Here is a 25,846-nt window from a genome sequence, read left to right on the forward strand (position 1 = left end):
ACCCGACGGGCAATACATCGAAGAAACGTTTTTCAAGCAGCCAGTCACGCTTTTCTCATCGTTGAAACGCACCGATTCCACGCCTTATTTCGCGTCAAAAAATCCCCCAAACACCTGATTTATCGCAATTTTATTCGTATCGAACCACATCGATCCGGCCATCGCCCGAGGCATTTTCCTGTCCCCATCATTCACGCGTGAAACACAAACGCGCATATCGCGCGGCAATTTCGCGCCCTCGCCCGCGCACCGCGGGATTGCGTCGTTCATGACATGCCGATTGCCTGATTTCCGGTTCTCACCGAGCGGCACGCCACGGCACACGGATTACGGATGGCGGTCGCTCGTCAAACAACGTGTCGGGGAAAAGTCGATGGAGACCACCACCGTTCGAGCGGCGCTCGCGTCACGCGCAACGTCGAACGCGGCACGCTGCGCTTCGGCAGCGGCGTTCCTGCAGGCGATGGTCGTCGCGAAATAGCCGCTGGCCGCCGAGCGACGACCATCGCCACGGGCCGGCGGCGCACCGGCCGCGCGTTCGGGCCGGCCGCCGCCGCGTCAGCCGAGCAGTTCCTTCTTCCGCAGGTGCACGACGTCGCGCATCGGCGGCGCGCCGAACAGCCGGCTGTATTCGCGGCTGAACTGCGACGCGCTCTCGTAGCCGACCACGGCAGCCACCGACCCGACATCGCCGCCCTGCCGCAGCAACAGCCGCCGCGCCTCGTGCAGCCGCAACTGCTTCTGGTACTGCAGCGGGCTTAGCGTCGTCACGTGCTTGAAATGATGGTGCAGCGACGACACGCTCATGTTGACCGCCTGCGCGAGCGTCTCGACGCGCATCGGCTCCGCGTAGTGATCGCGGATCCATTCGATCGCGCGCGCGATCCGGTGCGTCTGGCTGCCCGCGATCGCCATATGCCGCAGCCGCGTGCCCTGCCCGCTCGTCATCAGCCGATACAGCAATTCCTTTTCGATCAGCGGCGCGACGACCGGAATGTCGGCCGGCGTATCGAGCAGCCGCAACAGCCGCAGCGCCGCGTCGAGCAGCGGCGGCGTCAGTTCGGCGAGTACGATGCCTTCGCCTTCTGGGCCCGCGTCGGGCTCGGGCAGCCGCATCTCGGCCGCGAGCTCGACGATGCGCTGCGGATCGAGCGTCAGCGACAGACACAGGTACGGCGCATCCGGCGACGCGCGCGTCACGCGCGACAGGATCGGCAAGTCGATCGACGTAATCAGGCAATTCTGCGTGTCGTATTCGTAGGCCTGGCCGGCCACGATCACGCGCTTCGCGCCCTGCGCTGCGATCACGAGCGCGGCACGCGACACGCCGCAACCGAGATCGACCGGACGCGTGTGCCGATGCAGCATCAGGCCCGGCACAGCGGTCGAATGCGAGCCGTCCGCCGGCGCGAAGCGGCCTATCAGCGACGCCAGCTCGCGCCGCCCGGATTCGCGCGACGCCGCGATATCGGTCATGTCCATGACGAATCCTCGATTGATTTCCCCATGTCGCGGGAGCATAGCGAAACGGCCCACGGCGTGCCCGGGATTTGCAGGATTGTTCAATAAATTTGCAGGATTGGGTAGACGCAAAAACCGGCCGCTCGCGCACACTGCCCGCTAACCGGGCGCATGCCGGATTTTCCCCACGGAGACAACCATAATGCCTACCTCGTTTGTCCTCAACGGCAAGAACGTTACGCTCGACGCCGATCCGTCGATGCCCGTCCTCTGGGCGATTCGCGAACATGCGGGACTGACCGGCACGAAGTTCGGCTGCGGCATGGCGCAGTGCGGCGCGTGCACGGTGCATCTCGAAGGCCAGGCCGTCCGCTCGTGCGTGCTGCCGCTCGCCGGTATCGCCGGCAAGCACGTCACGACGATCGAGGGCCTGCGGAGCAAGCCCGCGCAGGCCGTGCAGGCCGCGTGGGTCAAGCAGCAGGTTCCGCAATGCGGCTATTGCCAGTCCGGCCAGATCATGTCGGCCACCGCACTGCTCGAACAGAACCCGAAGCCGACCGACGCGGACATCGACGCCGCGATGAACGGCAACCTGTGCCGCTGTGCAACGTACGCCCGCATCCGGGCCGCGATCCACGACGCGGCCGCGACGCTGGGAGCCTGACCATGACGATCGAACTCGACAACCGCGATTCGGTGCGTCCGTCGCGCCGCACATTCCTGAAGGCCGCGGGCGCCGCGACCGCCGTCAGCCTGACCATCGGCTTCGAATGGGCCGGCCTCGGCCGCCGCGCGCTCGCCGCGACCGCACCGGCCGCCGATTTCGCGCCGAACGCGTTCCTGCGCATCACGCCCGACGGCACCGTCACGGTCATCGCGAAGCACGTCGAAATGGGCCAGGGCGCGTATACGGGCATCGCGACGATCGTCGCCGAGGAGCTCGACGCCGACTGGTCGAGCGTGCGCGTCGAAAGCGCACCCGCCGATGCGAAGCGCTATGCGAACCTCGCGTTCGGCACGATGCAGGGCACGGGCGGCAGCTCGGCGATGGCGAACTCGTGGCAGCAGCTGCGCGAAGCGGGCGGCAAAGCCCGCGCGATGCTCGTGTCGGCCGCCGCGGCCCGCTGGAAGGTGCCGGCCGGCGAGCTGACGACGGCCAACGGCGTCGTCACGCATGCGAAAAGCGGCAAGACGGCCGCCTACGGCACGCTCGTCGCCGACGCGTCGAAGCTGCCCGTGCCGGACAAGGTCACGCTGAAGCAGCCGGCCGATTTCAAGCTGATCGGCCAGCGGATTCCGCGCGTCGATGCATCGGCGAAATCGAACGGCACCGCGCATTTCACGCTCGACACGACCTTCCCCGGCATGCGCGTCGCGCTGCTGCAGCGCCCGCCGCGCTTCGGCGCGACGGTCAAGTCGTTCGACGCGACGGCTGCGAAGGCGGTGCCGGGCGTCGTGTCGGTCGTGCAGGTGCCGCGCGGCGTCGCGGTCGTCGCGACGGGCTTCTGGGCCGCGAAGCAGGGCCGCGACGCGCTGAAGGTCGAGTGGGACGAAAGCAACGCCGAAAAGCGCGGCTCGGCCGAGATCATGCGCGAATACCGGCAGCTCGCGGAGAAACCGGGCACGTCGGCGCGCAAGGACGGCGACGCCGACGCAGCGATCGCCGGTGCCGCGCGCAAGCTCAGCGCGACATACGAATTCCCGTATCTCGCGCACGCGCCGATGGAGCCGCTCGACGCGGTCGTCAAGCTGACGCGCGACGGCTGCGAGATCTGGGCCGGCGATCAGTTCCAGACGATCGACCAGGCGAACGCCGCCAAGGTCGCGGGCCTGAAGCCCGAGCAGGTGAAGATCCACACGCTGTACGCGGGCGGCAGCTTCGGCCGGCGCGCGAACGCGTGGTCGGACTATGTGGTCGAGGCCGTGTCGATCGCGAAGGCGCTCGGCGCGGACGGCAAGCCCGTCAAGCTGCAGTGGACGCGCGAGGACGACATCCAGGGCGGCCTCTATCGGCCGATGTACTTCCACAAGCTCGACGCGGGCCTGACCGCGGACGGCAAGCTGGTCGGCTGGCGCCACCGGATCGTCGGCCAGTCGATCCTCGCCGGCACGCCGTTCGAGGCGTTCATGGTCAAGAACGGCATCGACGCGACGTCGGTCGAGGGCGCGGCGAACCTGCCGTATGCAGTGCCGAACGTGTCGGTCGAGCTCACCACCGCGAAGACGGGCGTGCCCGTGCTGTGGTGGCGCGTGGTCGGCAGCTCGCACACGGCCTATGCGGTCGAGGCGTTCATCGACGAAGCCGCGCACGCCGCCGGCAAGGATCCGTACGCGTTCCGCCGCGACCTGCTCGCGAAGGAGCCGCGCATGCGCGCGGTGCTGGAGCTGGCCGCGCAGAAGGCCGGCTGGGATCCGGCCAAGCCGCTGCCGAAGGGCCGCGGGCGCGGGATCGCGGTCGCCGAGGCGTTCAAGAGCTATGTCGCGCAGGTGGCCGAGGTGTCGGTCGACGCGGACGGCAAGGTGAAGGTCGAGCGCGTGGTGTGCGCGGTGGATTGCGGGATCGCGATCAATCCCGACATCGTCGCCGCGCAGATGGAAGGCGGCATCGGCTTCGGGCTCGGTGCGGCGCTGCACAGCGCGATCACGCTGAAGGACGGCCAGGTCGAACAGCGCAACTTCGACGGCTACAACGTGCTGCGGATGGCCGAGATGCCGAAGGTCGAGGTGCATATCGTGCCGTCGGCCGAAGCGCCGACCGGGGTCGGCGAGCCGGGCGTCGCGCCGATCGGGCCGGCGGTCGCGAACGCGGTCTTCGCGGCGACGGGCAAGCGGCATTACGTGCTGCCGTTCGATTCGGCGGATAGCGCGAAGGCTTGACGGGTGGGAACGCCGGCCGGGAGATGGAAACGTCTGTCGGCCGGCGCCTTTTGTCGAAGCGTGTCCGATGCAGGGTTCGCTGTCCGGCAAAAACCATGTGCTGCGCGCGACCAATACCGCCTTCCCCACACGTTACGTCCGACGTAACGCCCGTAACGTCGCCCCTCGATGCTACGTAACAATTCTTCAAAATTGCTCCGCCCTTTCCGCACCCGCCCCGCGCCCCGCGTTAAAAATTCTTTTAAATTCAAGGCTTCCACGCCGTCTGCCCCGGCGCGCTCCCCCGTCGACGCCTGACCTCCGTCCCCTGGCCCGGAAGTTGCAGTATATGACCCGCAAACACTCCTTTTTGGACATGCGAGGGCCACCATGGATTGCAAATACCTGTACATCGACAACATAAAAATCAACTTCGTGCGCCGCACGATCGAAATCGACAACAAAGTCGTTGACGTTACGCCGCGCGAATTCGACGTCGTCGAATTCCTGCTCGACAACATGAACAAGGTCGTGCCGCGGCAGGCAATCCAGGAAGCCGTATGGGGCCGTGAACTCGCCGTGTCGTCGCGCACGCTCGATACCCATATCTCGCGGATCCGCTCGAAACTGCAGCTCGAGCACGACAAGAACCTGCGGATCATCCCGATCTATGCGGTCGGCTATCGCCTCGTGCTGTTCGGTGCGGCAATGACGCACGTCGAGCGCCACGAAGCGGCACCGATCCTGCGTGCCGCGCCGCCGGCCGTGATGGCCGCCGACTACGCCTGACGATTCACCCGCGCGCCGCCCGCTCGCGGCGCGCCGGCAACACTCCCCCCACCGCGCTGTGCCGGTTCGCAGCGCTTCGCGTCCCGCCAGCCGGATGCGGCCTGCATGCCGCCCGGCCCGCCAGCGAGTCGCGACCCGACCGCCGCCTCCGGGCGGCGGTTGCTTTTGGCCGCCCGCCGCCACGCATCGCGCTGCGCGGCATTCCATCACGCGGCGTCACGCTTCGTAGCGCCCCGCGCTCCCCGTCGCCGCGCGATGCACGCGACTACGGATTCCGGCGCGGCACGCGGCCATGGCCGTCCCTACAATCGACGCAGCAGCCGCGTGGCCGTCCGCGCCACCGGCCCCATAACAACCCGTCGAACCGACGCCGAATCCGCCCCGATCCCGCCGTGCCTGCGCAGTTCCTGACGAATGCCGACGCCGGCGACGCCGCGAACCGGGCCATGCCCGCCGCTTCCGTACCGCCCGCCGCTGCGCCGGCCGCGGTCGCGCTCGACGCGTCGCCCTACCTGCCGCGCCTGTCCGCCGCCGCCGCGCGCGGGCTGTCGCACGCGTACTGCGCGACCGGCGCCGTTCCGGTCACGCTCGGCGAGCATGCGTACGAGCTGCGCTGGCGCATCGATGCCGAGCCGGCCGCGGATGCGCACGCATATCGCTTCGTCGTCGGCCCGGCCACCGGCACGCTGTGGGTCGATCCGGTCGCGGAAACGGAATGGCTCGGCGACGCGGCCGACCCGGCCGTGCCGGCCGTGATCCGTGCGGCGCTGCTCGCCGACCTGTGCGCGCCGCTCACGGCCGTGCTGCAGGCCGCGACGCGGCAGCGCGTGGAGCTGCTGCCGCCGCCCGCGAGCGCGCCCGCCTGGCGCGCATCACCGGCCGCGCTGCGCTTCGAGCTGCGGCGCGCCGACGGCGCATGGCGCTGCCACGGCGCACTGCTGTTCGACGCGCCCGATGCGCTGGCCGTGTTCTTCGCGACCGCGCCGGCCGCGCTCGCCGACACGCGCGCGGCCTACGCGAACCTGCCCGTGCCGCTCGTGTTCGAGATCGGTCGCACCGAGCTGACGACGGCCGAACTGGCCGACGTCGTCGGCGGCGACATCATCGCGATCGAGCGCTGGCAGGCGCACGAGCAGAACCTGCTGTGCGTCGCGCGGCTGCCGGCCGCGCCGGCGTGGGAGATCACCGGACGGCCGTCGGGCAACCGGCTGACCGTCGAACGAATCAGGGAGATGCCTTTGGAACCGACCCGCACCGACACCGCGCCCGCGACGGCGCACGACGCGCCGCCCGCCGATGCGCCGCGCACGCTCGACGGCCTCGCGGTCGACCTGCGCTTCGAGCTGCCGCCCACGTCGATGCCGCTCGGCGAGTTGAGCGCGCTGCAGCCGGGCGCCGTGATCGAGCTGCAGCAAGGAATCAACCAGAGCGTGATCCATCTGGTCGCGAACGGGATGCTGATCGGCACCGGCCACCTGATCGCAGTCGGCCAGAAACTCGGCGTGCGTGTCGTCACGCTGACGCAACCCGCGCCGCGCGAGCGCTGAGCGATGGGCAACCTGCCGAATCCGGTCGCGCTGATCGCGGTGATCGCCGCGCTCGGCATCGCGCCGTTCGCGGCGCTGATGGTGACGAGCTACACGAAGCTCGTGGTCGTGCTCGGCCTCTTGCGCTCCGCGCTCGGGATCCAGCAGGTGCCGCCGAACCTCGTGCTGAACGGCATCGCGCTGATCCTGTCGCTGTTCATCATGGCGCCCGTCGGGATGTCGATCCGCGACGCGCTGCAGGCGCGCCACTTCGACGCGTCGGGGCAGCTGTCGACCGCCGACGTCGGCGCGCTCGCCGATGCCGCGCTGCCGCCGATCAAGGATTTCCTCGTGTCGCATACGCGGCAGCGCGACCGCGAATTCTTCGTGCGCACCGCGACGTCGGTCTGGCCGAAGAACCGCGCGGACGGCATCAAGGACGACGACCTGCTCGTGCTGGTGCCGAGCTTCACGCTCGCCGAACTGACGAAGGCGTTCCAGATCGGTTTCGTGATCTATATCGTGTTCATCGTCGTCGACCTGCTGGTCGCGAACATCCTGCTCGCGCTCGGGATGCAGATGATCTCGCCGACGACGATCTCGGTACCGTTCAAGCTGCTGCTGTTCGTCGCGCTCGACGGCTGGTCGCTGCTCGTGCACGGGCTCGTGCTGTCGTACCGCGTGGCGGGCGCGGGATGAATGCGCGCGGCCCGCGAACCGCCGCCGCGCGCCTGTGCGCGCTGGTCGGGCTGCTCGCGCTCGCATTCGCCGGCATGCAGCCGCACATCGCGCATGCGGCCAGCGGCGCCGGCTTCGCGCAACTCGCGCGCGCGTGTGCGCCGAACGTCGATCCCGACACGCTCGCCGCGCTCGTGCGCACCGAATCGGGCTTCAATCCCTATGCGATCGGCGTGGTCGGCGGCCACCTGGCGCGCCAGCCCGCGTCGCTCGACGAGGCGCGCGCGACCGCGCGCGAGCTTGCGTCGCGCGGCTTCAGCTACAGCGTCGGCCTCGCGCAGGTGAACGAACGCAATTTCTCGAAATACGGGCTCGACGAAGCGACGATGTTCGAGCCGTGCCGCAACCTGCGGGCCGGCGGCGCGATCCTGACCGAATGCTTCGCACGCTCGTCGGGCACCGGCCGCGCCGCGCAGGCCGCATTGCGCGCGGCGCTGTCGTGCTACTACAGCGGCAACTTCACGACCGGTTTCTCGAGCGGCTACGTGAGCCGCGTCGTCGCGAGCGCGCAGCGCAACGCGCGCGAAGGCGGCGTCGAACCGATTCCGGTCGTGAGCGACACGCCGCCGCCCGAGCGCCGCCGGCGCATGGACGCGGCCGCCACCACGCCGCCCGAACGCGCGCGGCGGCTGGCGTCGCCCGCCGCGTCCGCCGATGCGCCTTCGTGTCATGCGCGCCCGGTGGTGATGATGTGCCGCGGGCTGCCGGCGAACCAGGCGAAGCGGCTGTGCGTGCGGTGTCTCGATCAGTGAACAGGCGCGGCGCGGGCGTACCCGCCAACCGTCGTCAGCGGGTCAAACGCCGCGTCACCCCGCCCGCTGCGCTTCCAGCCAAGCCTGGAACATCAGCACCGTCCACAACTGATGCTGCCAGTTCATCCGCCCCGTCTGGTGCTGTCGCCACAGACGCTCGACCGCGGCCGCATCGAAGAAACCCTCTTCGCGCAACCGCGACGGCCGCAGCAGCGCCTCGGCCCAGTCGCGCAGCGAGCCGCGCAGCCAGTGATCGACGGGCGCGCAGAAGCCCTGCTTCGGCCGGTCGATCAGCGCCGACGGCACGTACTGGTCGAGCAGCCGGCGCAGCAGCGCCTTCGACTGCCCTTCCGGCAAGCGCACCGACGCCGGCACGCGCCACGCGAATTCGACGACGTGATGGTCGAGGAACGGCATGCGCGTCTCGAGGCTCACGGCCATCGCCGCGCGGTCGACCTTCGCGAGAATGTCGGTCGGCAAATACGTGAGCGTATCGATCGCCATCGCCTGCTCGGCGAAGCTCAGGTGCGCGGGCCACGCGGACACCGTATCGAGCGGCGTCGGCGGCTCCTGTCCCGACAGCGCGATGCGCTCGGGATGATGCACCGACGACATCAGCAGCCGGTACAGGCCGATGCGGCTCTCGGCCGTCATCACATGGCCGAGCTTGTGCAGGCGGTCGCCGATGCGCGACGCCGATTCGCGCGCCTCCACGCCGCCCCACGCACCCTGCGCGACGGCCGCGAGCTGGTCCGCGTGATCGGGCCGCAGCGCATGCAGCGCGGCGGCGATCCGCGCGCGCACGGCAGCCGGCACGCGATGCAGCTTGCGCCACAGGCGCGGCGTCAGGAAGTAGCGCGTATAGCCGCCGAACAGCTCGTCGCCGCCGTCGCCTGACAGGCTCACCTTCACATGCCGGCGCGTCAGCTCCGACACGAGAAAGGTCGGGATCTGCGATGCATCGGCGAACGGCTCGTCGTAGATCGACGGCAGCTTCGGCACGACGCCGAGCGCATGGTCGGCCGTCACGTAGAGCTCGGTATGCCGTGTGCCGAGATGGCGCGCGACGGCCTTCGCGTAACCGGCTTCGTCGTAGCCGGCTTCATGGAAGCCGATCGTAAACGTGTCGACCGGCGTCGCCGACTGCGCCTGCATCAGCGCGACGATCGCCGACGAGTCGACGCCGCCCGACAGGAACGCGCCGAGCGGCACGTCGGCTTCCATCTGCCGCGCGACGGCCTGGCGCAGGATCGCGTCGAGCTGGCCGACCGCCTCGTCGGCGCTGCCCTCGAACGGCTGCTCGCGGCCGCTCTCGATCGCCTGTTCGAGCGTCCAGTACGCGCGCACGCGCGGCGTGTCGCGCGCATGCTCGAACTGGATGTACGTGCCGGGCGGCAGCTTGCGGATGCCGCGATAGATCGTGTACGGCGCGGGCACGCTCGACTGGCGCAGATACAGACACAGCGCATCGCGGTCGACCGTGCCGTCGAAGCCCGGGTAACCGCGCAGCGCCTTCAGCTCCGACGCGAACACGAGCGCGTCGCCGATCCGGCCGTAGTAGAGCGGCTTCTCGCCGATCCGGTCGCGCGCCAGCGTCAGCACCCGCGACTCGCGATTCCACAGCGCGAACGCGAACATGCCGGTCGCGCGCCGCAGCGTCGCCTCGACTCCCCACGCGACGATCGCCGCGATCAGCACCTCGCTGTCGGAGTGGCCGCGCCACGCCGGTGCGCGACCCGCGCGCTCGAGCTCGGCACGCAGTTCGCGATGGTTGTAGATTTCGCCGTTGAAGACCATGACGTAGCGGCCGCACGCGGATGCCATCGGCTGTCGGCCATGCACCGACAGGTCGACGATCGCAAGCCGCCGGTGGCCGAGCGCGATACCGGCTTCCGGATCGACCCAGATGCCCTGCCCGTCCGGCCCGCGATGCGCGAGGCTCGCCGTCATTCGCGCGAGCGTGCCGCGCGCTGTCTCCTCATCGCAGGCGACGCTATTCAGAAAGCCGTCGATTCCGCACATTTGATTTGTCTGCCCCTGTTGACCTGTTCCGTCACGCATGGCGCAACCTCGCGGCCCGCCGTCAGGCGTGACGGTCGAACCATATTACGAAGAAATAAATCAGCAATAATTCACCTGTGAATTCCGGCCGCAACCGGAAAAAAAACAGCGTCAAGCGTCGCGCGCGCATGGTCACGCAAAGGGCCATATCGAAATGGAACGGATGGCCGCGCCGGCCCGCTGACCGGAAAAAAGGGGAACATGCCCGCCGCCGCCTGCGTCAGGCAGCGCCGGTCGCCCATTTCAGCAACTGCGCGACCTCGCGGAAATGCTGCTGCTGGATCGTGCCGTTCTCGGGTGTCGTCTCGTACAGCGCCTGCGCGAGCCCGGCGTTCGCGAGCGTCGGGCGCAGCGCGTCGCGCGCGAGCCGCACGATTCGCTCGGCCGCCTCGCTTTCGCCGCGTGCGAGCACCCATGGCAGCGTGCCGACCCCGCCGTAATAGAGCGCGACCGCGACGCTCGGCGAATAGACGACCACCGACGCGAAACCGATCCGGTCCGGCAGCGACGCGAACTGCGCTTCGCGCGCGAGTTGCCGGCGCTTCGCCTCGATATGCGGGTCGCCCTCGTCCTCCTTGTGCTCGCGCCGCACTTCGTCGATCGACATCTTCATCTTCTGGTTGAACTCGTGCCGCTGATGCACGATGTCGATCAGCGCCATCACGATATAGATCAGCGCGGCCCAGCCGAACAGCAGCATCAGCAGCTTCACGATCAGCGCGAGGATCGACATCGGTCGCGTGAAACCCGACTGCACCGACGGGTCGAGTGACTCGACGATCAGCCAGCCGAGCGTCGCGGCGAGCAGCACCGTCTTCAGCAGCATCTTCGCGAGATTGACGAGGTTGCGCATCGACCACAGGTTCTTCAGCCCCTCGGCCGGATTGAGCCGCGACAACTGCGGCATGACGCGGCTCCACGCCATCACGCCGCCGACCTGCACGAAACCCGCGAGCAGGCCGGCCAGCAGCCCGGCCGCGACGATCTGCGCGGACAGCGTCGCCCAGTCGCGCGCGGCGCCGTCGATCAGCACCGCGATCCGTGCGGACGGGTCGGCCGCGCCGACCGCGTCGAACACGAGCCGGAACAGCGCCTGCAACCGCGCGAACAGCGCACCGATTCCGACCGCGAGCGCGACGCATACGCCGACGAAGAACGCCGACGAAATCGTTTCCGCGCTCTTCGGCACATCGCCTTTCTGGCGCGCCTCGCGCAAGCGCTTCGCGGTCGGCTTCTGGTCCTTTTCGGCCATGTCGGCTCCGTCGCGCGCTCAGGCGCCGCCGTGCGCGGCGAACAGCGCGCGCAGCAGCGCCATCAGCCCGCTGTCGGGGCTCAGCAGCGAATGCAGCGACGCATACACGACCGGCAGGAACAGCACCATCATCAGCAGCGCGAGCGCGCTCTTCAGCGGCTGCGAGAACACGAAGATATTGAGCTGCGGCACCGCGCGCCCGACGAGGCCGATGCCGAGCTCGACGAGCACCAGCACGATCGTCACCGGCGCGGCGAGCTTCACCATCCATTCGAAGATCGTGTCGGTCTGCCGCACGATGAAGGTCTGCAGCATCGACGAGAAATCGGGGCCGAGCGAGCCGATCGGCCACCACGCGTACGACTGCGCGAACAGTTGCACGAGCACCTGCAGGCCGCCGGCCGTGACGAACAGCGCGATCGCGACGAAATTAAGGAAGCCCGATGTCGGGCCGCCCTCGTGCCCGCCCATCGGATCGAAGAACGCGGCGCTGCCGCTGCCGGTCTGGAAGTCGATCAGGTAGCCGACGCCCTGGATCGCGAACAGCACCGCGCTGAACGCGCCCGCGAGCAGCATGCCGACCACCGCCTCCTTCGCGACGAGCAGGCACCACATCAGGAACGGCAGCGCAGCCACCTGCGCGGAGTCGATCGCCGGTGCGACGAACGCGGCGATCACGACGGCGATCCCGTTGCGCACGAGCCCCGTGATGATCTGCTCGTTGAACACCGGCACGACGAACATGATCGGCAACAGGCGCGGCATCACGTAGAGCAGCGGCCGCAGCGTGCCCGCGACGTCGTTGAAACCCGCGGCCTGGTCTAGCATCGGCGCTCCGCGGCGGCGGGCGGTTCGGGGGCGTCGGCCGGGGCGGCCGAGGCGACTGCGTCGCTCATGTCGGTCATGTCGGCCAAGCCGGCTTCCGCATCGGCCGGCCGGGCGGCCATCTCCGCGTCGAACGCGGCGGCCGCTTCCGGCTGCGCGGCCGCGTGGCCGGCCACATCGCCCGCCGCGCCTGACCATACCCCGGCCGTCGCGAAGCGCCGCACCGCGTAGCCGTCCGCGACTTCGTCGGCATCGCGCTCGACCCGCGCGGCGCGTGCGTGCAGCGCCTTCTCGCCGGCCTTGTCGAGCTTGTCCTCGGCGGCTTTCGCCTTGCGCGCGGCGCGCTGCAGGTCGGCCAGCGTCGCCTCGTGGCCGCGATGCACGTGCGCAGCCTCGCTCACCGACGCGTTCGCGGTGCCGATGTGCCGGTCGAACGTGCGCGTATCGGCAGCCGCGTTCTGCAGCACGCGCGCCTCGCGCACGTCGTCGGCAAGACGCGTCTGGATCGCTGCCTTCGCAGCCACCTGCTGCGCGAGCTGCGCGTGCGCGGCGTCGAGCGCGCGGCGGCTCTGCGCGGCGATGCCTTGCTGGCGCGCGGCCGCGACGCGCGCGATCTGGCTGCGCATCTCGCGCACGCGCTTCAGGCGTGCAAGCGTGGCGAGCACGAGGCGGTCGTCGGCTTCAGACATGATCGTTCGCCAGCTTCGTCAGCTTCGCGAGCAGCGCGTCGAAGTGCACGTCCTCGTGCGACGCCTGTGCGCAGAACGCGCCGATCGCGTCGCGCGCGCGCAGCGCGAGATCGCCGAGCCGGTCGCTGCCTTCGCGATATTCGCCGATCTGCACGAGCAGCTCGATCTCCTGGTACTTCGCGATCAGCTCGCGCACGCGCGCGGCCGCTTGCTGGTGCGCGCGGCTCGCGACGAGCGGCATCACGCGCGACAGGCTCGCGAGCACGTCGATCGCCGGATAGCGGTTCGCGAGCGCAATCTTGCGCGACAGTACGATATGGCCGTCGAGGATCGAGCGCACTTCCTCGGCGATCGGGTCCGACTCCTCGTCGCCTTCGACGAGCACCGTGTAGAGCGCGGTGATCGACCCGTTCGCGCCCTGCCCCGCGCGTTCGAGCAGGCGCGGCAGCACCGCGAACGTCGACGGCGGAAAGCTGCGCCGTGTCGGCGGCTCGCCGCTCGCGAGGCCGACCTCGCGCTGCGCGCGCGCGAAGCGCGTCAGCGAATCGACCAGCAGCAGCACGCGCTTGCCCGCATCGCGGAAGTGCTCGGCAATCGCGGTGGCGACGAGCGCGGATTTCACGCGCTCCATCGCGGGGCGATCGGACGTCGATACGACGACGATCGAACGCGCGCGCACCTCGGGCGACAAACTGTGCTCGATGAATTCGCGCACCTCGCGGCCGCGTTCGCCGACCAGCGCGATCACGTTCACGTCGGCCTGCGCGCCGCGCGCGATCATCCCGAGCAGCGTGCTCTTGCCGACGCCCGACGGCGCGAAGATGCCGACGCGCTGCCCGACGCCGAGCGTCATCAGCCCGTCGATCACGCGCACGCCGGTCGGAAACGGCGTATCGATCATCTGGCGCGCGAGCGGGTTCGGCGGGTCCTGCTGCGTCGACACCCACGCGGCGCCCGTCACCGGCCCGCGATCGTCGAGCGGCCGGCCGAGCCCGTCGAGCACGCGGCCGAACAGCCCTTCGCCCACCGGAAACACATGCTCGCGCCCGGACGGCACGACGGTCGTCTCCGGCGACAGCCCGGCCACGTCGCCGAGCGGCGTGAGCAGCGTCGTCTGCCGCGAAAAACCGACCACTTCGGCAAGCAGCGTCGGCTGGTTCGGCGTGCGAAGTTCGCAGATCTCGCCGAGCCGCGCGCGAATGCCCGTCGCATTCAGGATCTGCCCGACCGCGTGATTGACGCGGCCCTGCACCGACACCGGCGAGAAGAACGCGAGCCCCGCGTCGAGTTCGCCGACGAGGCGGCCGTGATCGAACGGCGCGCCGTCGTCGTCGCCGCTTCCGAACGGCTGCGTATCGTCGAGCGGCGCGTTCATCGCGCGGCACCCTTCAGCGCGTCGCGGCGGATCGCCTGGCGCAGCGCGTCGATCTGCAGGTCGAGGCTCGCGTCGATGCGCCCGGACGGCGTCTCGACCGTGCACGCATGGCGTTCGAGCTGCGCGTCCTCGACGATGCGGATCTTCTGCCGGTTCGATTGCCCCGCGAATGCACCGTCGAGCGCGTCGCGCATCTCGTCCTTGCGGCCGGGCGCGACATGCACGACCAGGAACGCCTCGTCGCGTACGAGCGGCGCGATCCGCGCCAGCGCGGCCTCGTACAGCTTCTGCGTGCTCATCTCGCCGACGATCGCGCGCACGGCCTTCACGACGATATCGGCCATCGCGTCCTTCATCGTCTCCATCGTGCGCGCGGCGGCAAGCGCCTGCGTGTAGGCCTGCGCGGCCTGCTCGCGCTGCGCGCGGCGCATCCCTTCGTCGTAGCCGGCCGCCTGCCGCTTGTCGAATTCGCGCTGCGCGTCGGCGACGATGCGCGCGGCCTCGTCGTGCGCGGTCGCGATCACCGCTGACGCGTCGAGCAGCGCCGCGTATTCGCGCTCCTTGAGCACCTTGCGCTCCGACAGCAGTTGCAGGTTGTCGCTCGTGATCAGAAAAGCCAGTCCCATGACGCAAGCCTCTCGGGAATCAGAAACAGGAACAGCAGTTCGCCGAACTGGTCGCGCTGCGCGCGGTTCAGCCAGTAAGGCGCTTCGTTGTCGATTGCGCGGTTGAACTTCAGGCGCGCGCGCCGCGCGACCGCATCGCCCGCCACGCCGATGAAATCCGCGAGCAGCCGCCCGCCGCGTGCGCGGATCACGACGGGCAGCGCGCCGGGATCCGCGCGCCACGGTTCGAGCGTGTCGGCGAGCGCGCCGAATTCCGGCGCGCGTTCGAGCGCGAGCTCCAGCGCGTCGCCGCCAAGCCGGGCCGCGACTTCCGCGCGGATGCGCCGCACGGTCAGCGCATCGCGCAGCCAGTTGCGATGCAGCAGCAGCCCCGCATACGACGCCAGTTGCTCGAGCGCCGCGCCCGGCAGCAGCGCGAGCCGCGCGCACGGGTTCGCGACATCGAAGTCGTGCCGATCGGCCACGCCGTGCGCATCGAGCAGATGCCGCGCGAGCAGCTTGCGGCCGGCCGCGCCGAACGCGTCCGGCGAGCGGTAGCGCGCGGGCCAGTCGGCCGGCACGCGCGTCACGTGCAGATAACGGTCGGGCCGCAGGTTGAAATCGCAGACGAGCGCATGAAACGCGGCACGGCGCGCGGCGGGCGGCGGCGCGAGCGGCTGCAGCCACGGCAGCGGCGCCGTATCGGATGGGGCGGCCGCGTCAGCCGGTGGTGCATGCGAATCGCTCATGCGCCATCGCGCGCGCCGTCCGGCGTGCGCAGCCCGCCGCCGGCCGGATGCCCGGATGCCGGATGCCCGGACGCCGGCTGCCCGGATGCCCCGTTCCCGCCATTGGCGCCGCGCGGCGCGCCGAGCAGGCCGGCAAGCCGTGCGCCGAACATCCCGCGCCGCGCCGCCGACAGCGCGATCACCGCGCAGGTCAGCAGGATCAGCGCGAACACGAGCCAGCCGAGCGGCGAGCGCAGCCGCACGATGTCGGTTACCGCGCTGCCGATCCCGTCCACGCGCGTTGCTTGCGCTGCGGCCGGCTGCAGGAACAGCGACACGTTGTCGTACTGCAGCCCTTCGATGCTGTGCGCGACGAGATCCTTGACCATCGGCGCCATCGCGCGCAGGTCGACGCCCGGCCGGTAGCGGATGTACACGGCCGCCGACGACGGCTTGATCTTGTCCGCGAGCGGATCGTTCTCCGGAATCACGACCTGCACGCGCGCGACGACCACGCCCTCGATGTCCTGCAGCGTGCGCGACAGGTCCTGCGACACGCCGTACAGGTAGCGCACGCGCTCCTCGGCCGGCGTCGATACGAGGCCTTGCTTCTGGAACAGCTCGCCGAGGCTCGCATAACTCGGCTTCGGCAGCCCGTTCGCATGCAATATCGTGAGCGCCGACTGCATGTCGCCGTCCGCGACGCTCACGAGCCATGCGTTGCGGTCCGACGCGTCGCGCGCGTCGTTGTCCTTCGACGCGCTGATGCCCGCGTCGCCGAGCACCGCGACCATCTGGTTCGCATCTCGCTCCGACAGGCCCGAGTACAACTCCTTCTGGCACCCGGCCAACAGCACGAGCAGCCCCGCGAGCAGCGCACGCGCCGCCCGGCTGCGCCACGCATGCGTGCGCGGCGTCGAATCGATCGTCGTCATCGTTAGTCCGCTTCAGGGTGCGTGAGGTCGAATTCAGCCTGCACGCACGCTTTCACTCCTGCGTCTTCAGCACCGTGTGCGTGAAGCCGTTCGCCGCCTGCGCGACCGACAGGCTCAACTGGTATTCCGAAATCGTGGTGGTCGCCGTCCACTGGAAATCCATCGCCTTCACCATCGTCATCATCGGATCGCTGCGGCTGTCCGCCATCGACGTCAGCATTTCGCTGCGATGCTTGTCGATGTTCGCGTACCGCGTGTCGAGATCGTTGCCGTAGGTGCGCAACCGCTCGACGAGCGACGACTGGTTCGCCTGCGCGGGCGTCATCTGTACGGCCGGCGCCGCGTCCGCCGGCGCGCGCGACATCGCGACGCCCGACGAAGACGATGGGGCCGGCGATGCGCCCGGCTGCATCAGCGCATCGAACTGGCGCACCTGCGCCGGATCGGACGCCGAGCCCGTCTGCTGCACGGCACCCGCGAGCGCTGCCGCGCCCGGCGGCGCCGCGCCTACGCCTGTCACTGACATATTCATGCCCTCCTTGGCTGGCAGGCGCCGGACCGGATCGGTCGGGCCCGCCCGGAACAGGCCGGCCGGCACAGGCGCATCCGCGGCCGGGCGCCCTTCGCGGGCAAACCCGGCGCGCGGCGGCACGCGGCGCGGCCGGCAACCGGCGTCATGCGCGGCCGGCCGAGCTCAGGTGTTGCGCAACCTGGGCGTTCGCCGTCCCCTCCTGCGCGGTCACTGCGTTGCTGGTTTCGAACGTCGCGGTCGACTGCTGGACCTGGAAGTTGATCTTCGTCAGTTCGAGCTGCGTCTTGGTCAGGTCGTCGGCCTGCTGCTGGACCTGGTTCGTGTTGGTTGCACCACCTGCGGCCTGGGTACCCATGTTTCGCTCCTTAACGTGAACTTCGTCTACCTTCCGGCGATGGCCCCATGCCCCGCCGGCGACGTGAGCCGCCGCACCGATGCGACGCCCCGCGTAATGCGCGCACCGCCGGTCGAGCGATGCGCATGATCTGTCGCGGCGCTAGTGCGCCGCCTCCTTCGTCGAAGCACCGGCCGCCTTGGCGCCCGCTTGCGGTGCGTCCGGCAACAGCGTCGGCCCCGGCACCGGCTGCGCGACCCCGGCCGCCGCACCGCTCGCGAGCGGCGCCACGGGCGGCGCCGGCGCCTGCTCGGGCGCGTTCGCCGACGCGCCGCCGAGCGGCATCGTGATGCGCTGGCCGTTGCGTTCGAACACCACTTCGTCCGGGCCGATCGACACGACGGTCGGCCCGTCCTTCAGCCGCGCGCCCTCGAAATAGCGGCTGCCGTCGACCGTCTCGATATAGCGCTGGTCGCCGTCGCCGGCGAACACGGTCGTGATCTCCGGAATGCCGGCCATCCCGCCGAGCGTCGTCGTCGTGCGCGGCGCGGCCGGATCGGCATCGCGCACGTGATCGACCACCTCGAGCGCCGGGCGCGCGTCCTTCATGTAGTTGCGGATGCGCGGCTCGATCTGCGCGCGCGCGGCCGAGCCCGTCAGCTCGATCCGGCCGCGGCCGAGATACGCGACCGTCAGCGCCGTATCGCTGAAATAGGTCTGCGCGGTCGCCACCAGATCGCTGACCACGTAGATGTTGCCGAGCGCCGCGTTGTCGACGCCGGCGACGATCTGCGCGACGCGTTCGCGCGCAGCCGGGTCGCTCACGTAGCCGGACACGATCACGCCGTCGTCGCGCGGCGCGACGGCCAGCTCCGGATACGCGTGCAGCAGTTGCTGCAGCCGGTGCGTGCGCGCGAGCACCGATTCGTGCTGCCACGGCAGGCGCCCCGACCACGCGACGAAGCCGTAGCCGAGCGCGCCGAGCAGCACACCGATCCACAGCGCGACCAGCGCGATCACGAGCCGACGGCTGCCGAGGCGGCGCAGCCCGCCGGTAAGCCAGCCGAGCCACGCGGCCTCGCGCGCGGCGTCCGGCGCGTCGGTTTCGTCGGGCACCGCGACGCTCGCCTGCGCATGCCGTGCGATGCCGAGCCGGATCGAGCCGACCGTCACGACGTCGTACGGCGTCATCGAGCGGCGGCCGCTGCCGAGCGGTTCGTCGTTGAACAGCACCGGCGCGCCAGCGTCGCCGCCGTGGTTCTGCACGGTCACCGCGAGCGCGCCGACCTGCAGGCACACCTGTTTGGCGCCGATCTCGCGATCGGGCAGGATCACTTCGCAATCGGCCGCCGTGCCGACCCAGTTCGCGCCGCGCGCGAGCGACATCGTGCGGCCGTACATCGGCCCGCTCAGGAAGCACAGGTTCCACGGCGACGCGAGCGCGGCAGCGCCCGCTCCCGCGCCTCCCGCGCCGCCGGGCAATGCGCCGTCGCCGTGCGGGTCAATGATGGTCGTCGACATGGGTGGTGGCTCCTGCGGTCGTCGCCGCCGGCTGCGACGCCGCATCCTTCGGCGGCGGCGGCAGCGCGGGCGGGCCGAACTTCGTGCCGGGCAGCGGCTTCGGCGTCAGCGGCACCGCGACGTCGTTGTCCGGCGGACGATACATCGACATGCCTTCCTGGTTCGCCGGCCCGTCGGCGCCGGGGTTCACGGGCGAGCCGTCCGGCGCGTACATCGACGCGGTCGTCACCACGCGCGGCGTCAGCAGGTAGAACCGCTCCATGTGGTTGCCCGACTTGTCGGTGTACTTGAACAGGTTGCCGATCAGCGGGATGTCGGACAGCCAGGGCACGCCGCTCTTGTTCAGCTTCACCTCGTCGTCGTTGAAACCGGCGATCAGCAGGCTCTTGCCTTCGTCGATCATCGACTTGGTGACGATATTGCGCTGCTGGATCACCGGAATGTTCGACACGGCCTGCCCCTGCACGACGTTGCCGTCCTGGATGTCGATCGACATCATCACGCTCTGCGGATTGCCGGATACGGCGGCCGCGTTGCGGATCGCCTCGTCGACGATCATCGGCGTCACCTTGATGCTCGTGCCGGTCGTCACGCTGTACAGCGACGAATCCTGGTAGCCCTGCACCTGCACGTAGAACTGCGTCAGGTTCTCGAGGATCGCCTCGGTGTTGTCGAGCGCGAGCACCTTCGGTTTCGAACGCAACTGCGCCTGCCCCTTCTGCGCGAGCGCGTTCACGCGCGTCAGCAGGTAGTTGCGCAGCGAGCCGCCGATCGATGCGGTCAGCGCGATGCCGGTCGGCAGGAAAGTGCCCGTCTGCCCGGTTTCCGACGTGCCGACGCCGAACGTCAGCGGCGGATTGCCAGAGCCGTTGTACTGCGTGTTGCCGTTCAGCGGATTCGCGCCGTTGCCGATCTGCACGTCGCCGTGCGTCGTATGCAGGCGCCAGTCGATCCCGAGGCTGTCGAGCGAATCCTCGTTGATGTCGATGATCGTCACGTTGATCTCGACGATGCGCGGCCGCTCGTCGAGCTGGTTGATCAGCGACTGGTAGCGATACATGTTCTCCGGCAGGTCGCGCACGATCACCGCGTTGATCGCCGGATCGGCGACGATCTGCGGCAGCGTGTCGCCGCCGCCGTTCGAGAACGGCGAGAACCCGCCGGTCGCGCTGCCGTCGCCGGCATAGCCGCCCGAACGCGGGCCGCCGGAGATATCGGGAAAATCGAGGCGCGGCACCGCGATCGTCAGCCCCGAGCCGAGCTTCACCTGGCGCGCGGCCTGCCCGAGCGACGTGCTCGACGGCAGCGCGTTCGTGCCGCCGCCCTTGCCGAACAGCCGGCTCAGGATCGTCGCGACGCCCGGCACCGTCACTTCCTTGCCCGAGCGGTTGATCGTGAAATCCGACGCCCAGCCGTACTTCAGCCGGAACGCACGGATGTCCGCGTGCGCGCCGTTCGCCGCCGGATCGCCGACCGAGCCGACCGCCTGCCGCACGAGCTCGACATAGCGGCGCGGGCCGGCCACGTACACGCTGTTCGCGCGGTCGTTGATCACGAGCGTGTAGCGCTTGTCGGGAATCTGCATCGCCTGCAGCGCGCGGCCGATTTCGCCGGATGCGTTCGGCGGGATCGGGATCATCTGCGTCTGCGACTGGTCGGCCGGATCGACGTACAGGAACGAGCCGTCGTAGTACCACGTGAGCCCGTAGGTCGAGCAGATCGTATCGAGGGTCTGCTGCGGCGTGCCCGAGAAGCGGCCGCTGATCACGCCGTCGACCTTCGGGTCGACCACCGCCGTCACGCCCTGCGACGATGCGAGTTCGCGGATGAAGTCGCCGATCTTCTTGCCGTTCGCGACGATCGTGAACGGCTTGTTGCGCCAGCGCAGGTCCGCGGCGCGGGCCGGCTGCGCGGGCGCCATGCTCAGCGACGCCGCGAGCAGCGCAGTCGCGCACATGGCAAGCGCGGCCCGTTGCAGGCTGCGCGGTTGAAACCGGATCGGGGCGACGCGTCGACGCATCAAAGGACTCCTGTGGAAGAAACGAACATGCGTTCCAGCGCCTGCTGCGCGAAGCGCAGCACTTCGCCGCCGAGCCAGCCCGACAGCAGCACGAGTGCGACCATCACGGCGATCAGCCGCACCGCGATGCCGATGTTGGCGTCCTGCACCTGCGTGACGGCCTGCAGGATCGCGACGACGAGGCCGGTGACGGTGGCAATCAGCACGATCGGCAGCGACAGCAGCAGCACGAGCATCAACGCCTGGCGCGTCAGGTCGAGGATCGTCGAGCTCGTCATTGCACGGCTCCCGGCACGCGCACGTCGGCGCCCGCGCCGACCGAACCGTCGTCCGGCGGGTTCTTCACCCAGCCGATCGTGTGCAGCTGCACGTCCTCCTCGACCTCCTGGTACGACAGCACCGCCAGTTCGGGCAGCACCGGCTGCAGGATCGTCTTCACGTAGCGGCGTGCGCCGAGCGCGACCATCACCGCGAGCCGCGCCGCGCCCTGCGCGTTGCCGCCGGGGCCGGCCGCCTGCGCGGCCTGCACGATCGCGCGCACCTGTTCGCCGATGTCCTGCTTGATCGCGCTCGACAGCGCGAGGAAATTGCCCTGCTTCGTGCGCATCACCGCGCTCTCGATCCGCTCCTGCAGGTTCTGCTCGAACAGCACGACCCGCAGCTGGCGCGTCGTGCCCGCATGGCGGTCGGTGATCATCCGGCGCAGGTCGACGCGCACGAGCTCGACCAGCGCGATCACGTCGTCGGGTTCGTTCGGCGCCCACGTGATCAGGCTCTCGAAAATCACGCGCAGATTGCGGATCGGCACCTGTTCGGCGAGCAGCCTGCGCAGCACTTCGGTCACGCGCTGCAGCGGCACGAGCCGCGTCAGCTCGCCCACGAGTTCGGGGTGTTCGCGACGCACGAGATGCACGAGCGCCTGCGTCTCCTGGATACCCAGCAGTTCGTCCGCATGCTGACGCACGATCTGCTCGACGTGCGCGGCGAGCGCGCTTTCGCTCGACAGCCACTTGCCGTCCGGCGCGGCGCCGTCGTGCTTGATCCACAACGCGGTCGCGAACGGGCCGAACGCCTCGGCCGGCTGGCGCTCCGCGCGCTCGGGCAGCGGCGCGACACCGTCCCACAGCAGCCAGCCCGGCTTCAGCGCGCCGTGCGCGGCGAGCACGTCCTGCAGGTAGATCCGGTACGTGCCGGCCGCGGCACCCTCGTCGTCGTTCAGCGTGATGCGCGGGAACACCGTGCCGATATCCGCGTCGACGCGCGCCTTCGCGCTCGACAGCGCGGCCTGTAGTTGCGCGAGGTTCAGGCTCGTGCGCAGGTCGTCGGACAGCGATACCGCGATCAGCGACGTGACGCCCGCCGCGTGCGACACCTTCGCGGGCTGGCCGTCGTCGGCCGCGCCGACGCGCCCCGCGATCTGAATCAGGTTGAAGCTCGGCGCGGTCGTCTTGTGCTTGATCTGCGAGAACGCGAATGCGCCGAGACCGAGCGCGATCAGCGCGAACGACCATTTCGGAAAGCCGGGCACGACCAGGAAGCCGGCCAGCACCAGCGCCGCGATCAGCAGCGCGCGCGGATGCGCGCCCAGTTGCTCGCCGAGCTGTTCGCCGAGCTGGCGCTGCCGCGCATCGCGCGTTGCGACGCGCGTCGTCACGATGCCGGCCGCGATCGACACGAGCAGCGACGGAATCTGCGACGCCATCCCGTCGCCGACCGTCAGGATCGCGTAGCGCTGCAGCGCCGCGCCGATATCCATCCCGTGCATCAGCGTGCCGACCGCGATCCCCGCGACGATGTTGATGAACGCGATCACGAGGCCCGCGATCGCGTCGCCCTTCACGAACTTCATCGCGCCGTCCATCGCACCGTGCATCTGCGATTCCTGCTCGAGCTTCTCGCGGCGCTCGCGCGCTTCATCGGCGCTGATGATGCCCGCGCGCAGGTCCGCGTCGATGCTCATCTGCTTGCCCGGCATCGCGTCGAGCGAGAAGCGCGCGCCGACTTCGGCCACCCGCTCCGACCCTTTCGCGATCACGATGAACTGCACGACCGCGATCACGAGGAACACCACGCCGCCCACCACGACGTTGTTGCCGACGACGAGCCGCCCGAACGCGTCGATCACGTGGCCGGCGTTCGCATGCAGCAGGATCAGCTTGCACGACGCGATGTTCAGCGCGAGCCGGAACAGCGTAGTGAACAGCAGCAGCGCGGGAAACGACGAGAAGCTGACCGCCGACGGCACGTAGGTCGATACCGTCAGCAGCACCACGCTCACGGCGAGATTCAGCGAGATCATCCCGTCGAGCGCGGCCTGCGGCAGCGGCAGGATGAACAGCGCGACGACCGCGACGATGAACGCGGCGATGAACAGGTCGGCGCGCGGCGACGCACCCCGGAGACGCCGTCCGGACACGCCGCGGCCAGCGGAAAACAACCGCTGCCAGTCGCGGGGGAGCGCCTTCGGTTCTGCCATCGTGCCGTTGTCCTGTCGTCGTTATCGCCGGCTGGCGCGGGCAACCCTGCCCCGTGCCGCACGGACCGTTGAATGGGACGAGTGTAGCGATGCGAACCGATGGAAAAAGGGATGCACCTCGTAGCGCGAAAGCGCGTTTCCCGGCGGTGATCGGATCGGACTACGAAACCCGGCGGCGCGTTCGGGCACGCGCCGCCGGAACCGCTTCCATCGCGCGGCGGGCCGCCGGCGCGTGCGCCGGATCAGGGCTGAAGGCGCCGCGCGGCGAGGTACGCGAGCTGTGCGCGGTTCTGCACGTTGAAGAGTTTTTCGAGCGAGCGGATGTGGTGGCCGACCTTGTGCAGCGACGTACGCAGCGCGCTCGCGATCTCCTGGTCGGACAGCCCGTGCACGAGACGGTCGAGCACCTGCTGCTGCTCGTCGCCGAGCGCGAAGCCGCGCATGCGCGCGATGCGCGCCTCGAGGAACGGCAGCGCGACACGATGCACGGCGAGGCTCACGGCCAGCGCGCCGCCGATCACGCGATCGTCGATCCATTCGGTGCCGTGCGTCTCCGACGTCACGTTCACCGCGACGCGCAGGTCGAGCCGCGGCGCCGACAGGCTGAAGATCACGCCGCTGTTCATCGCGTGCGCGCGCAGATGGCCGGCGAGCGCCAGCACCTTGCGGTCGCCGCTGCCCTGCGCGGCCGCCTCGATCTCGTCGAGCCGCCACGCGACCGGAAAGCCGCTCTGCCGCACCTGCGCGAACCGCGGGTCGCTCTCGTACAGCATCCCTTCGATAAACGGCTGCATGAACGTCGCCGGCGCGAGGTCTCGCAGCAGATGCGCGCACAGAATGCGCCGCCCGATCATTTCGTAGGCGCCGTAACCGAGCGTGCTGAAACCGATTTGCCGCAATCGCGCATGGCATTGCGCGAAATCGGCCGGAGCAAGGTCGGTTTTACCGAGCGCAACTTGAATGCCGGTAAAAACATCGCGGTCGATTGCCTGATATTCGTTCGAATAAGCGGCCGCGGCCGCTATATCGGCTTGTGAAAACCATTCGACGCGTGGTGCGCCGTCAGCATATGTCATGAGGAGCCCGCCCTTTCCCAATATGTGAAACTGCGCCCCGTCACGATCTGGTCTTTTCTTTATGATTTTCTGGTCGTTGTTATATGCGTGCGAATATGAACCTTTCGCCGCAATTAGTATTACGGCATATTACGCGCACACGGGCATTTTTGTACAATGCCCCCGCGTTTCGTCAGGGATGACGATCGGCGCATATCAAAACGATGCTCGATCGCACCGCCGCGAATGCCGTATACGATACGGCCGCCGCCAGGCGATGCGCGTCGATTCCGAGGGATGGCTCATGTCCGATATTGCATTGCATGAAGAAGCGGTCGCCCCGACCTTTTCCCGCCCGTCGCGCGGGTCGAGCGCATGCGCGGACGCGCTGCGGGAGCGTACCGTGCAGGTCGTCTGGTGCGACGACGTCAAGCGCGGCGAAGTCGCGCAGCCGCACGCGCCGACGCTCGGCGTCGCCGATACGCTCGCGCATGCGCAGAGCACCGCCGAGCGCAACCGGATCGTCACGAGCCTGCTGCACCTGACAGGCTTCTCGACGTTCGCGTACTTCGCGCTCGAATTCGCGCGCGAGCGTGTTGAAAGTCTCTACCTGCACGAAGCGTTCACGCCGGCCACCTATCGCGGCGACTACGTGCGGCACAACCATCACGACGTCGATCCGCGCACGCTCGGCGCGCGCGTATGCAACATGCCGATCGTGTGGGATCTGCAGCAGCTGCGCCGCGAACACCGCGAGCGCGACGACGGCCCGTGCGTGACGCCGGCCGCGCTCGACGGTTTCCTGCAGACGATGCAGGACGACGGGATGTGCAGCGGCATCATGTATTCGATGGCTGTGCCCGGCACGCGGCTGCATGCGTTCATGAGCTTCACCGCGCCGCGCCGCACGCGCGAATGGATCACGCCGGCGACGATCGAGCAGGCGCTGTCGATCGGGCTGTCGGTGCACAAGTTCGCGTCGCCGCAACTGATCGCGACGTCGCGCGAGCGTACGGTAAACGGGCTCACGCCGTTCGAGCAGGAACTGCTGCTCGGCATCGCCGAAGGCGCATCCGACAAGGAGATCGGCCGACGCCTCGACACCAGCGCGCACAACGTCGACTATCACCTGCGCAAACTGCGCAAGCGCTTCGGCGTCGCGAACCGGATCCAGCTCACGTACCTGACGTCGAAGCTCGAGCTGATCTGACGGCCGCGCGGCGCTTGCGCAAAGCGAACGCGTAAACGCACATGCCGGCCTCGCGGGCCGGCATGTATGGGTTGCGGCGCGGTGCCGGGTCCGGCGCCGCTTCCTC

24 protein-coding genes are annotated in these 25,846 nt (G+C 69.2%); 7 read left to right on the top strand and 17 right to left on the bottom strand.

Going from position 1 to position 25,846, the window contains the following annotated elements; genetic code table 11:
• Window positions 1-84: 84 nt before the first annotated feature.
• A complete protein-coding gene (locus tag DM992_RS21685; RefSeq protein WP_111018574.1) occupies window positions 85-270 on the bottom strand; it encodes a hypothetical protein in 186 nt (61 codons plus the stop codon).
• Between the two features lie 288 nt (window positions 271-558).
• A complete protein-coding gene (locus DM992_RS21690; protein ID WP_111018575.1) occupies window positions 559-1,482 on the bottom strand; it encodes an AraC family transcriptional regulator in 924 nt (307 codons plus the stop codon).
• 181 nt (window positions 1,483-1,663) lie between these two features.
• On the opposite strand from DM992_RS21690, the gene DM992_RS21695 reads away from it, so the two are divergent.
• The 6 genes from DM992_RS21695 (at window position 1,664) to DM992_RS21720 (ending at window position 8,122) form a co-directional block, all read left to right on the top strand.
• Complete coding sequence (locus tag DM992_RS21695; protein WP_111018576.1) at window positions 1,664-2,125, top strand: (2Fe-2S)-binding protein; 462 nt, start codon at window positions 1,664-1,666, stop codon at window positions 2,123-2,125.
• 2 nt (window positions 2,126-2,127) lie between these two features.
• Window positions 2,128-4,338, top strand: coding sequence for a xanthine dehydrogenase family protein molybdopterin-binding subunit (locus DM992_RS21700; protein WP_111018577.1), 2,211 nt, complete (start codon window positions 2,128-2,130; stop codon window positions 4,336-4,338).
• Between the two features lie 369 nt (window positions 4,339-4,707).
• Entirely contained in the window at window positions 4,708-5,106 is a 399-nt protein-coding gene (locus DM992_RS21705; RefSeq protein ID WP_105391120.1) for a winged helix-turn-helix domain-containing protein, read from the top strand.
• 392 nt (window positions 5,107-5,498) lie between these two features.
• A complete protein-coding gene (sctQ, locus tag DM992_RS21710; protein WP_111018578.1) occupies window positions 5,499-6,653 on the top strand; it encodes a type III secretion system cytoplasmic ring protein SctQ in 1,155 nt (384 codons plus the stop codon).
• 3 nt (window positions 6,654-6,656) lie between these two features.
• Complete coding sequence (sctR, locus tag DM992_RS21715) at window positions 6,657-7,331, top strand: type III secretion system export apparatus subunit SctR (protein WP_034180501.1); 675 nt, start codon at window positions 6,657-6,659, stop codon at window positions 7,329-7,331.
• Window positions 7,328-8,122, top strand: coding sequence for a lytic transglycosylase domain-containing protein (locus DM992_RS21720; protein ID WP_111018579.1), 795 nt, complete (start codon window positions 7,328-7,330; stop codon window positions 8,120-8,122). The genes sctR and DM992_RS21720 overlap by 4 nt, the downstream gene beginning before the upstream one ends.
• A 54-nt stretch (window positions 8,123-8,176) precedes the next feature.
• Here the strand turns inward: DM992_RS21720 and asnB are convergent, their stop codons facing one another.
• The 15 genes from asnB to DM992_RS21795 form a co-directional block, all read right to left on the bottom strand.
• Window positions 8,177-10,144 carry an asparagine synthase (glutamine-hydrolyzing) gene (gene asnB / locus DM992_RS21725; RefSeq protein WP_111018580.1) on the bottom strand — a complete coding sequence of 656 codons (1,968 nt, stop codon included), beginning with the start codon at window positions 10,142-10,144 and terminating at the stop codon, window positions 8,177-8,179.
• 259 nt (window positions 10,145-10,403) lie between these two features.
• Window positions 10,404-11,435 carry an EscU/YscU/HrcU family type III secretion system export apparatus switch protein gene (locus DM992_RS21730; protein ID WP_111018581.1) on the bottom strand — a complete coding sequence of 344 codons (1,032 nt, stop codon included), beginning with the start codon at window positions 11,433-11,435 and terminating at the stop codon, window positions 10,404-10,406.
• An 18-nt stretch (window positions 11,436-11,453) separates the two neighbouring features.
• Window positions 11,454-12,263 (bottom strand): type III secretion system export apparatus subunit SctT, encoded by an 810-nt coding sequence (sctT, locus tag DM992_RS21735; protein WP_111018582.1) that lies wholly within the window; start codon window positions 12,261-12,263, stop codon window positions 11,454-11,456.
• The gene (locus tag DM992_RS21740; RefSeq protein WP_111018583.1) at window positions 12,257-12,949 is read right to left on the bottom strand and encodes a hypothetical protein; all 693 of its coding nucleotides are present in this window, start codon (window positions 12,947-12,949) and stop codon (window positions 12,257-12,259) included. Before DM992_RS21740 ends, sctT begins: the two co-directional genes overlap by 7 nt.
• The gene (sctN, locus tag DM992_RS21745) at window positions 12,942-14,324 is read right to left on the bottom strand and encodes a type III secretion system ATPase SctN (protein ID WP_111018584.1); all 1,383 of its coding nucleotides are present in this window, start codon (window positions 14,322-14,324) and stop codon (window positions 12,942-12,944) included. The genes DM992_RS21740 and sctN overlap by 8 nt, the downstream gene beginning before the upstream one ends.
• Window positions 14,321-14,950 (bottom strand): type III secretion system stator protein SctL, encoded by a 630-nt coding sequence (gene sctL, locus DM992_RS21750; protein ID WP_034180508.1) that lies wholly within the window; start codon window positions 14,948-14,950, stop codon window positions 14,321-14,323. Before sctL ends, sctN begins: the two co-directional genes overlap by 4 nt.
• A complete protein-coding gene (locus DM992_RS21755) occupies window positions 14,932-15,678 on the bottom strand; it encodes a SctK family type III secretion system sorting platform protein (protein ID WP_111018585.1) in 747 nt (248 codons plus the stop codon). The genes sctL and DM992_RS21755 overlap by 19 nt, the downstream gene beginning before the upstream one ends.
• On the bottom strand, window positions 15,675-16,592 hold the full coding sequence (sctJ, locus tag DM992_RS21760) for a type III secretion inner membrane ring lipoprotein SctJ (RefSeq protein ID WP_111018586.1): 918 nt from the start codon (window positions 16,590-16,592) through the stop codon (window positions 15,675-15,677). Before sctJ ends, DM992_RS21755 begins: the two co-directional genes overlap by 4 nt.
• 52 nt (window positions 16,593-16,644) lie before the next feature.
• Window positions 16,645-17,118, bottom strand: a complete 474-nt coding sequence (locus DM992_RS21765) for a hypothetical protein (protein WP_111020342.1) — start codon at window positions 17,116-17,118, stop codon at window positions 16,645-16,647.
• A gap of 148 nt (window positions 17,119-17,266) precedes the next feature.
• Complete coding sequence (locus tag DM992_RS21770; protein WP_034180511.1) at window positions 17,267-17,479, bottom strand: hypothetical protein; 213 nt, start codon at window positions 17,477-17,479, stop codon at window positions 17,267-17,269.
• A 141-nt stretch (window positions 17,480-17,620) separates the two neighbouring features.
• Window positions 17,621-18,979 carry a type III secretion system inner membrane ring subunit SctD gene (sctD, locus tag DM992_RS21775; RefSeq protein ID WP_111018587.1) on the bottom strand — a complete coding sequence of 453 codons (1,359 nt, stop codon included), beginning with the start codon at window positions 18,977-18,979 and terminating at the stop codon, window positions 17,621-17,623.
• Window positions 18,960-20,999, bottom strand: coding sequence for a type III secretion system outer membrane ring subunit SctC (gene sctC / locus DM992_RS21780; RefSeq protein ID WP_111018588.1), 2,040 nt, complete (start codon window positions 20,997-20,999; stop codon window positions 18,960-18,962). Before sctC ends, sctD begins: the two co-directional genes overlap by 20 nt.
• The gene (gene sctS, locus DM992_RS21785) at window positions 20,999-21,277 is read right to left on the bottom strand and encodes a type III secretion system export apparatus subunit SctS (protein WP_006480854.1); all 279 of its coding nucleotides are present in this window, start codon (window positions 21,275-21,277) and stop codon (window positions 20,999-21,001) included. Before sctS ends, sctC begins: the two co-directional genes overlap by 1 nt.
• Window positions 21,274-23,475 carry a type III secretion system export apparatus subunit SctV gene (sctV, locus tag DM992_RS21790; RefSeq protein WP_111018589.1) on the bottom strand — a complete coding sequence of 734 codons (2,202 nt, stop codon included), beginning with the start codon at window positions 23,473-23,475 and terminating at the stop codon, window positions 21,274-21,276. Before sctV ends, sctS begins: the two co-directional genes overlap by 4 nt.
• A gap of 242 nt (window positions 23,476-23,717) precedes the next feature.
• Complete coding sequence (locus tag DM992_RS21795) at window positions 23,718-24,551, bottom strand: autoinducer binding domain-containing protein (protein ID WP_111018590.1); 834 nt, start codon at window positions 24,549-24,551, stop codon at window positions 23,718-23,720.
• A 283-nt stretch (window positions 24,552-24,834) separates the two neighbouring features.
• Here DM992_RS21795 and DM992_RS21800 point away from each other — a divergent pair, with 283 nt between their 5' ends.
• Entirely contained in the window at window positions 24,835-25,740 is a 906-nt protein-coding gene (locus tag DM992_RS21800; protein WP_111020343.1) for a LuxR family transcriptional regulator, read from the top strand.
• The last annotated feature ends 106 nt before the right edge of the window (window positions 25,741-25,846 follow it).

It is taken from the genome of Burkholderia sp. JP2-270, from assembly GCF_003233675.1.
In the GTDB taxonomy this organism is placed as follows: Bacteria; Pseudomonadota; Gammaproteobacteria; order Burkholderiales; family Burkholderiaceae; genus Burkholderia; species Burkholderia pyrrocinia_C.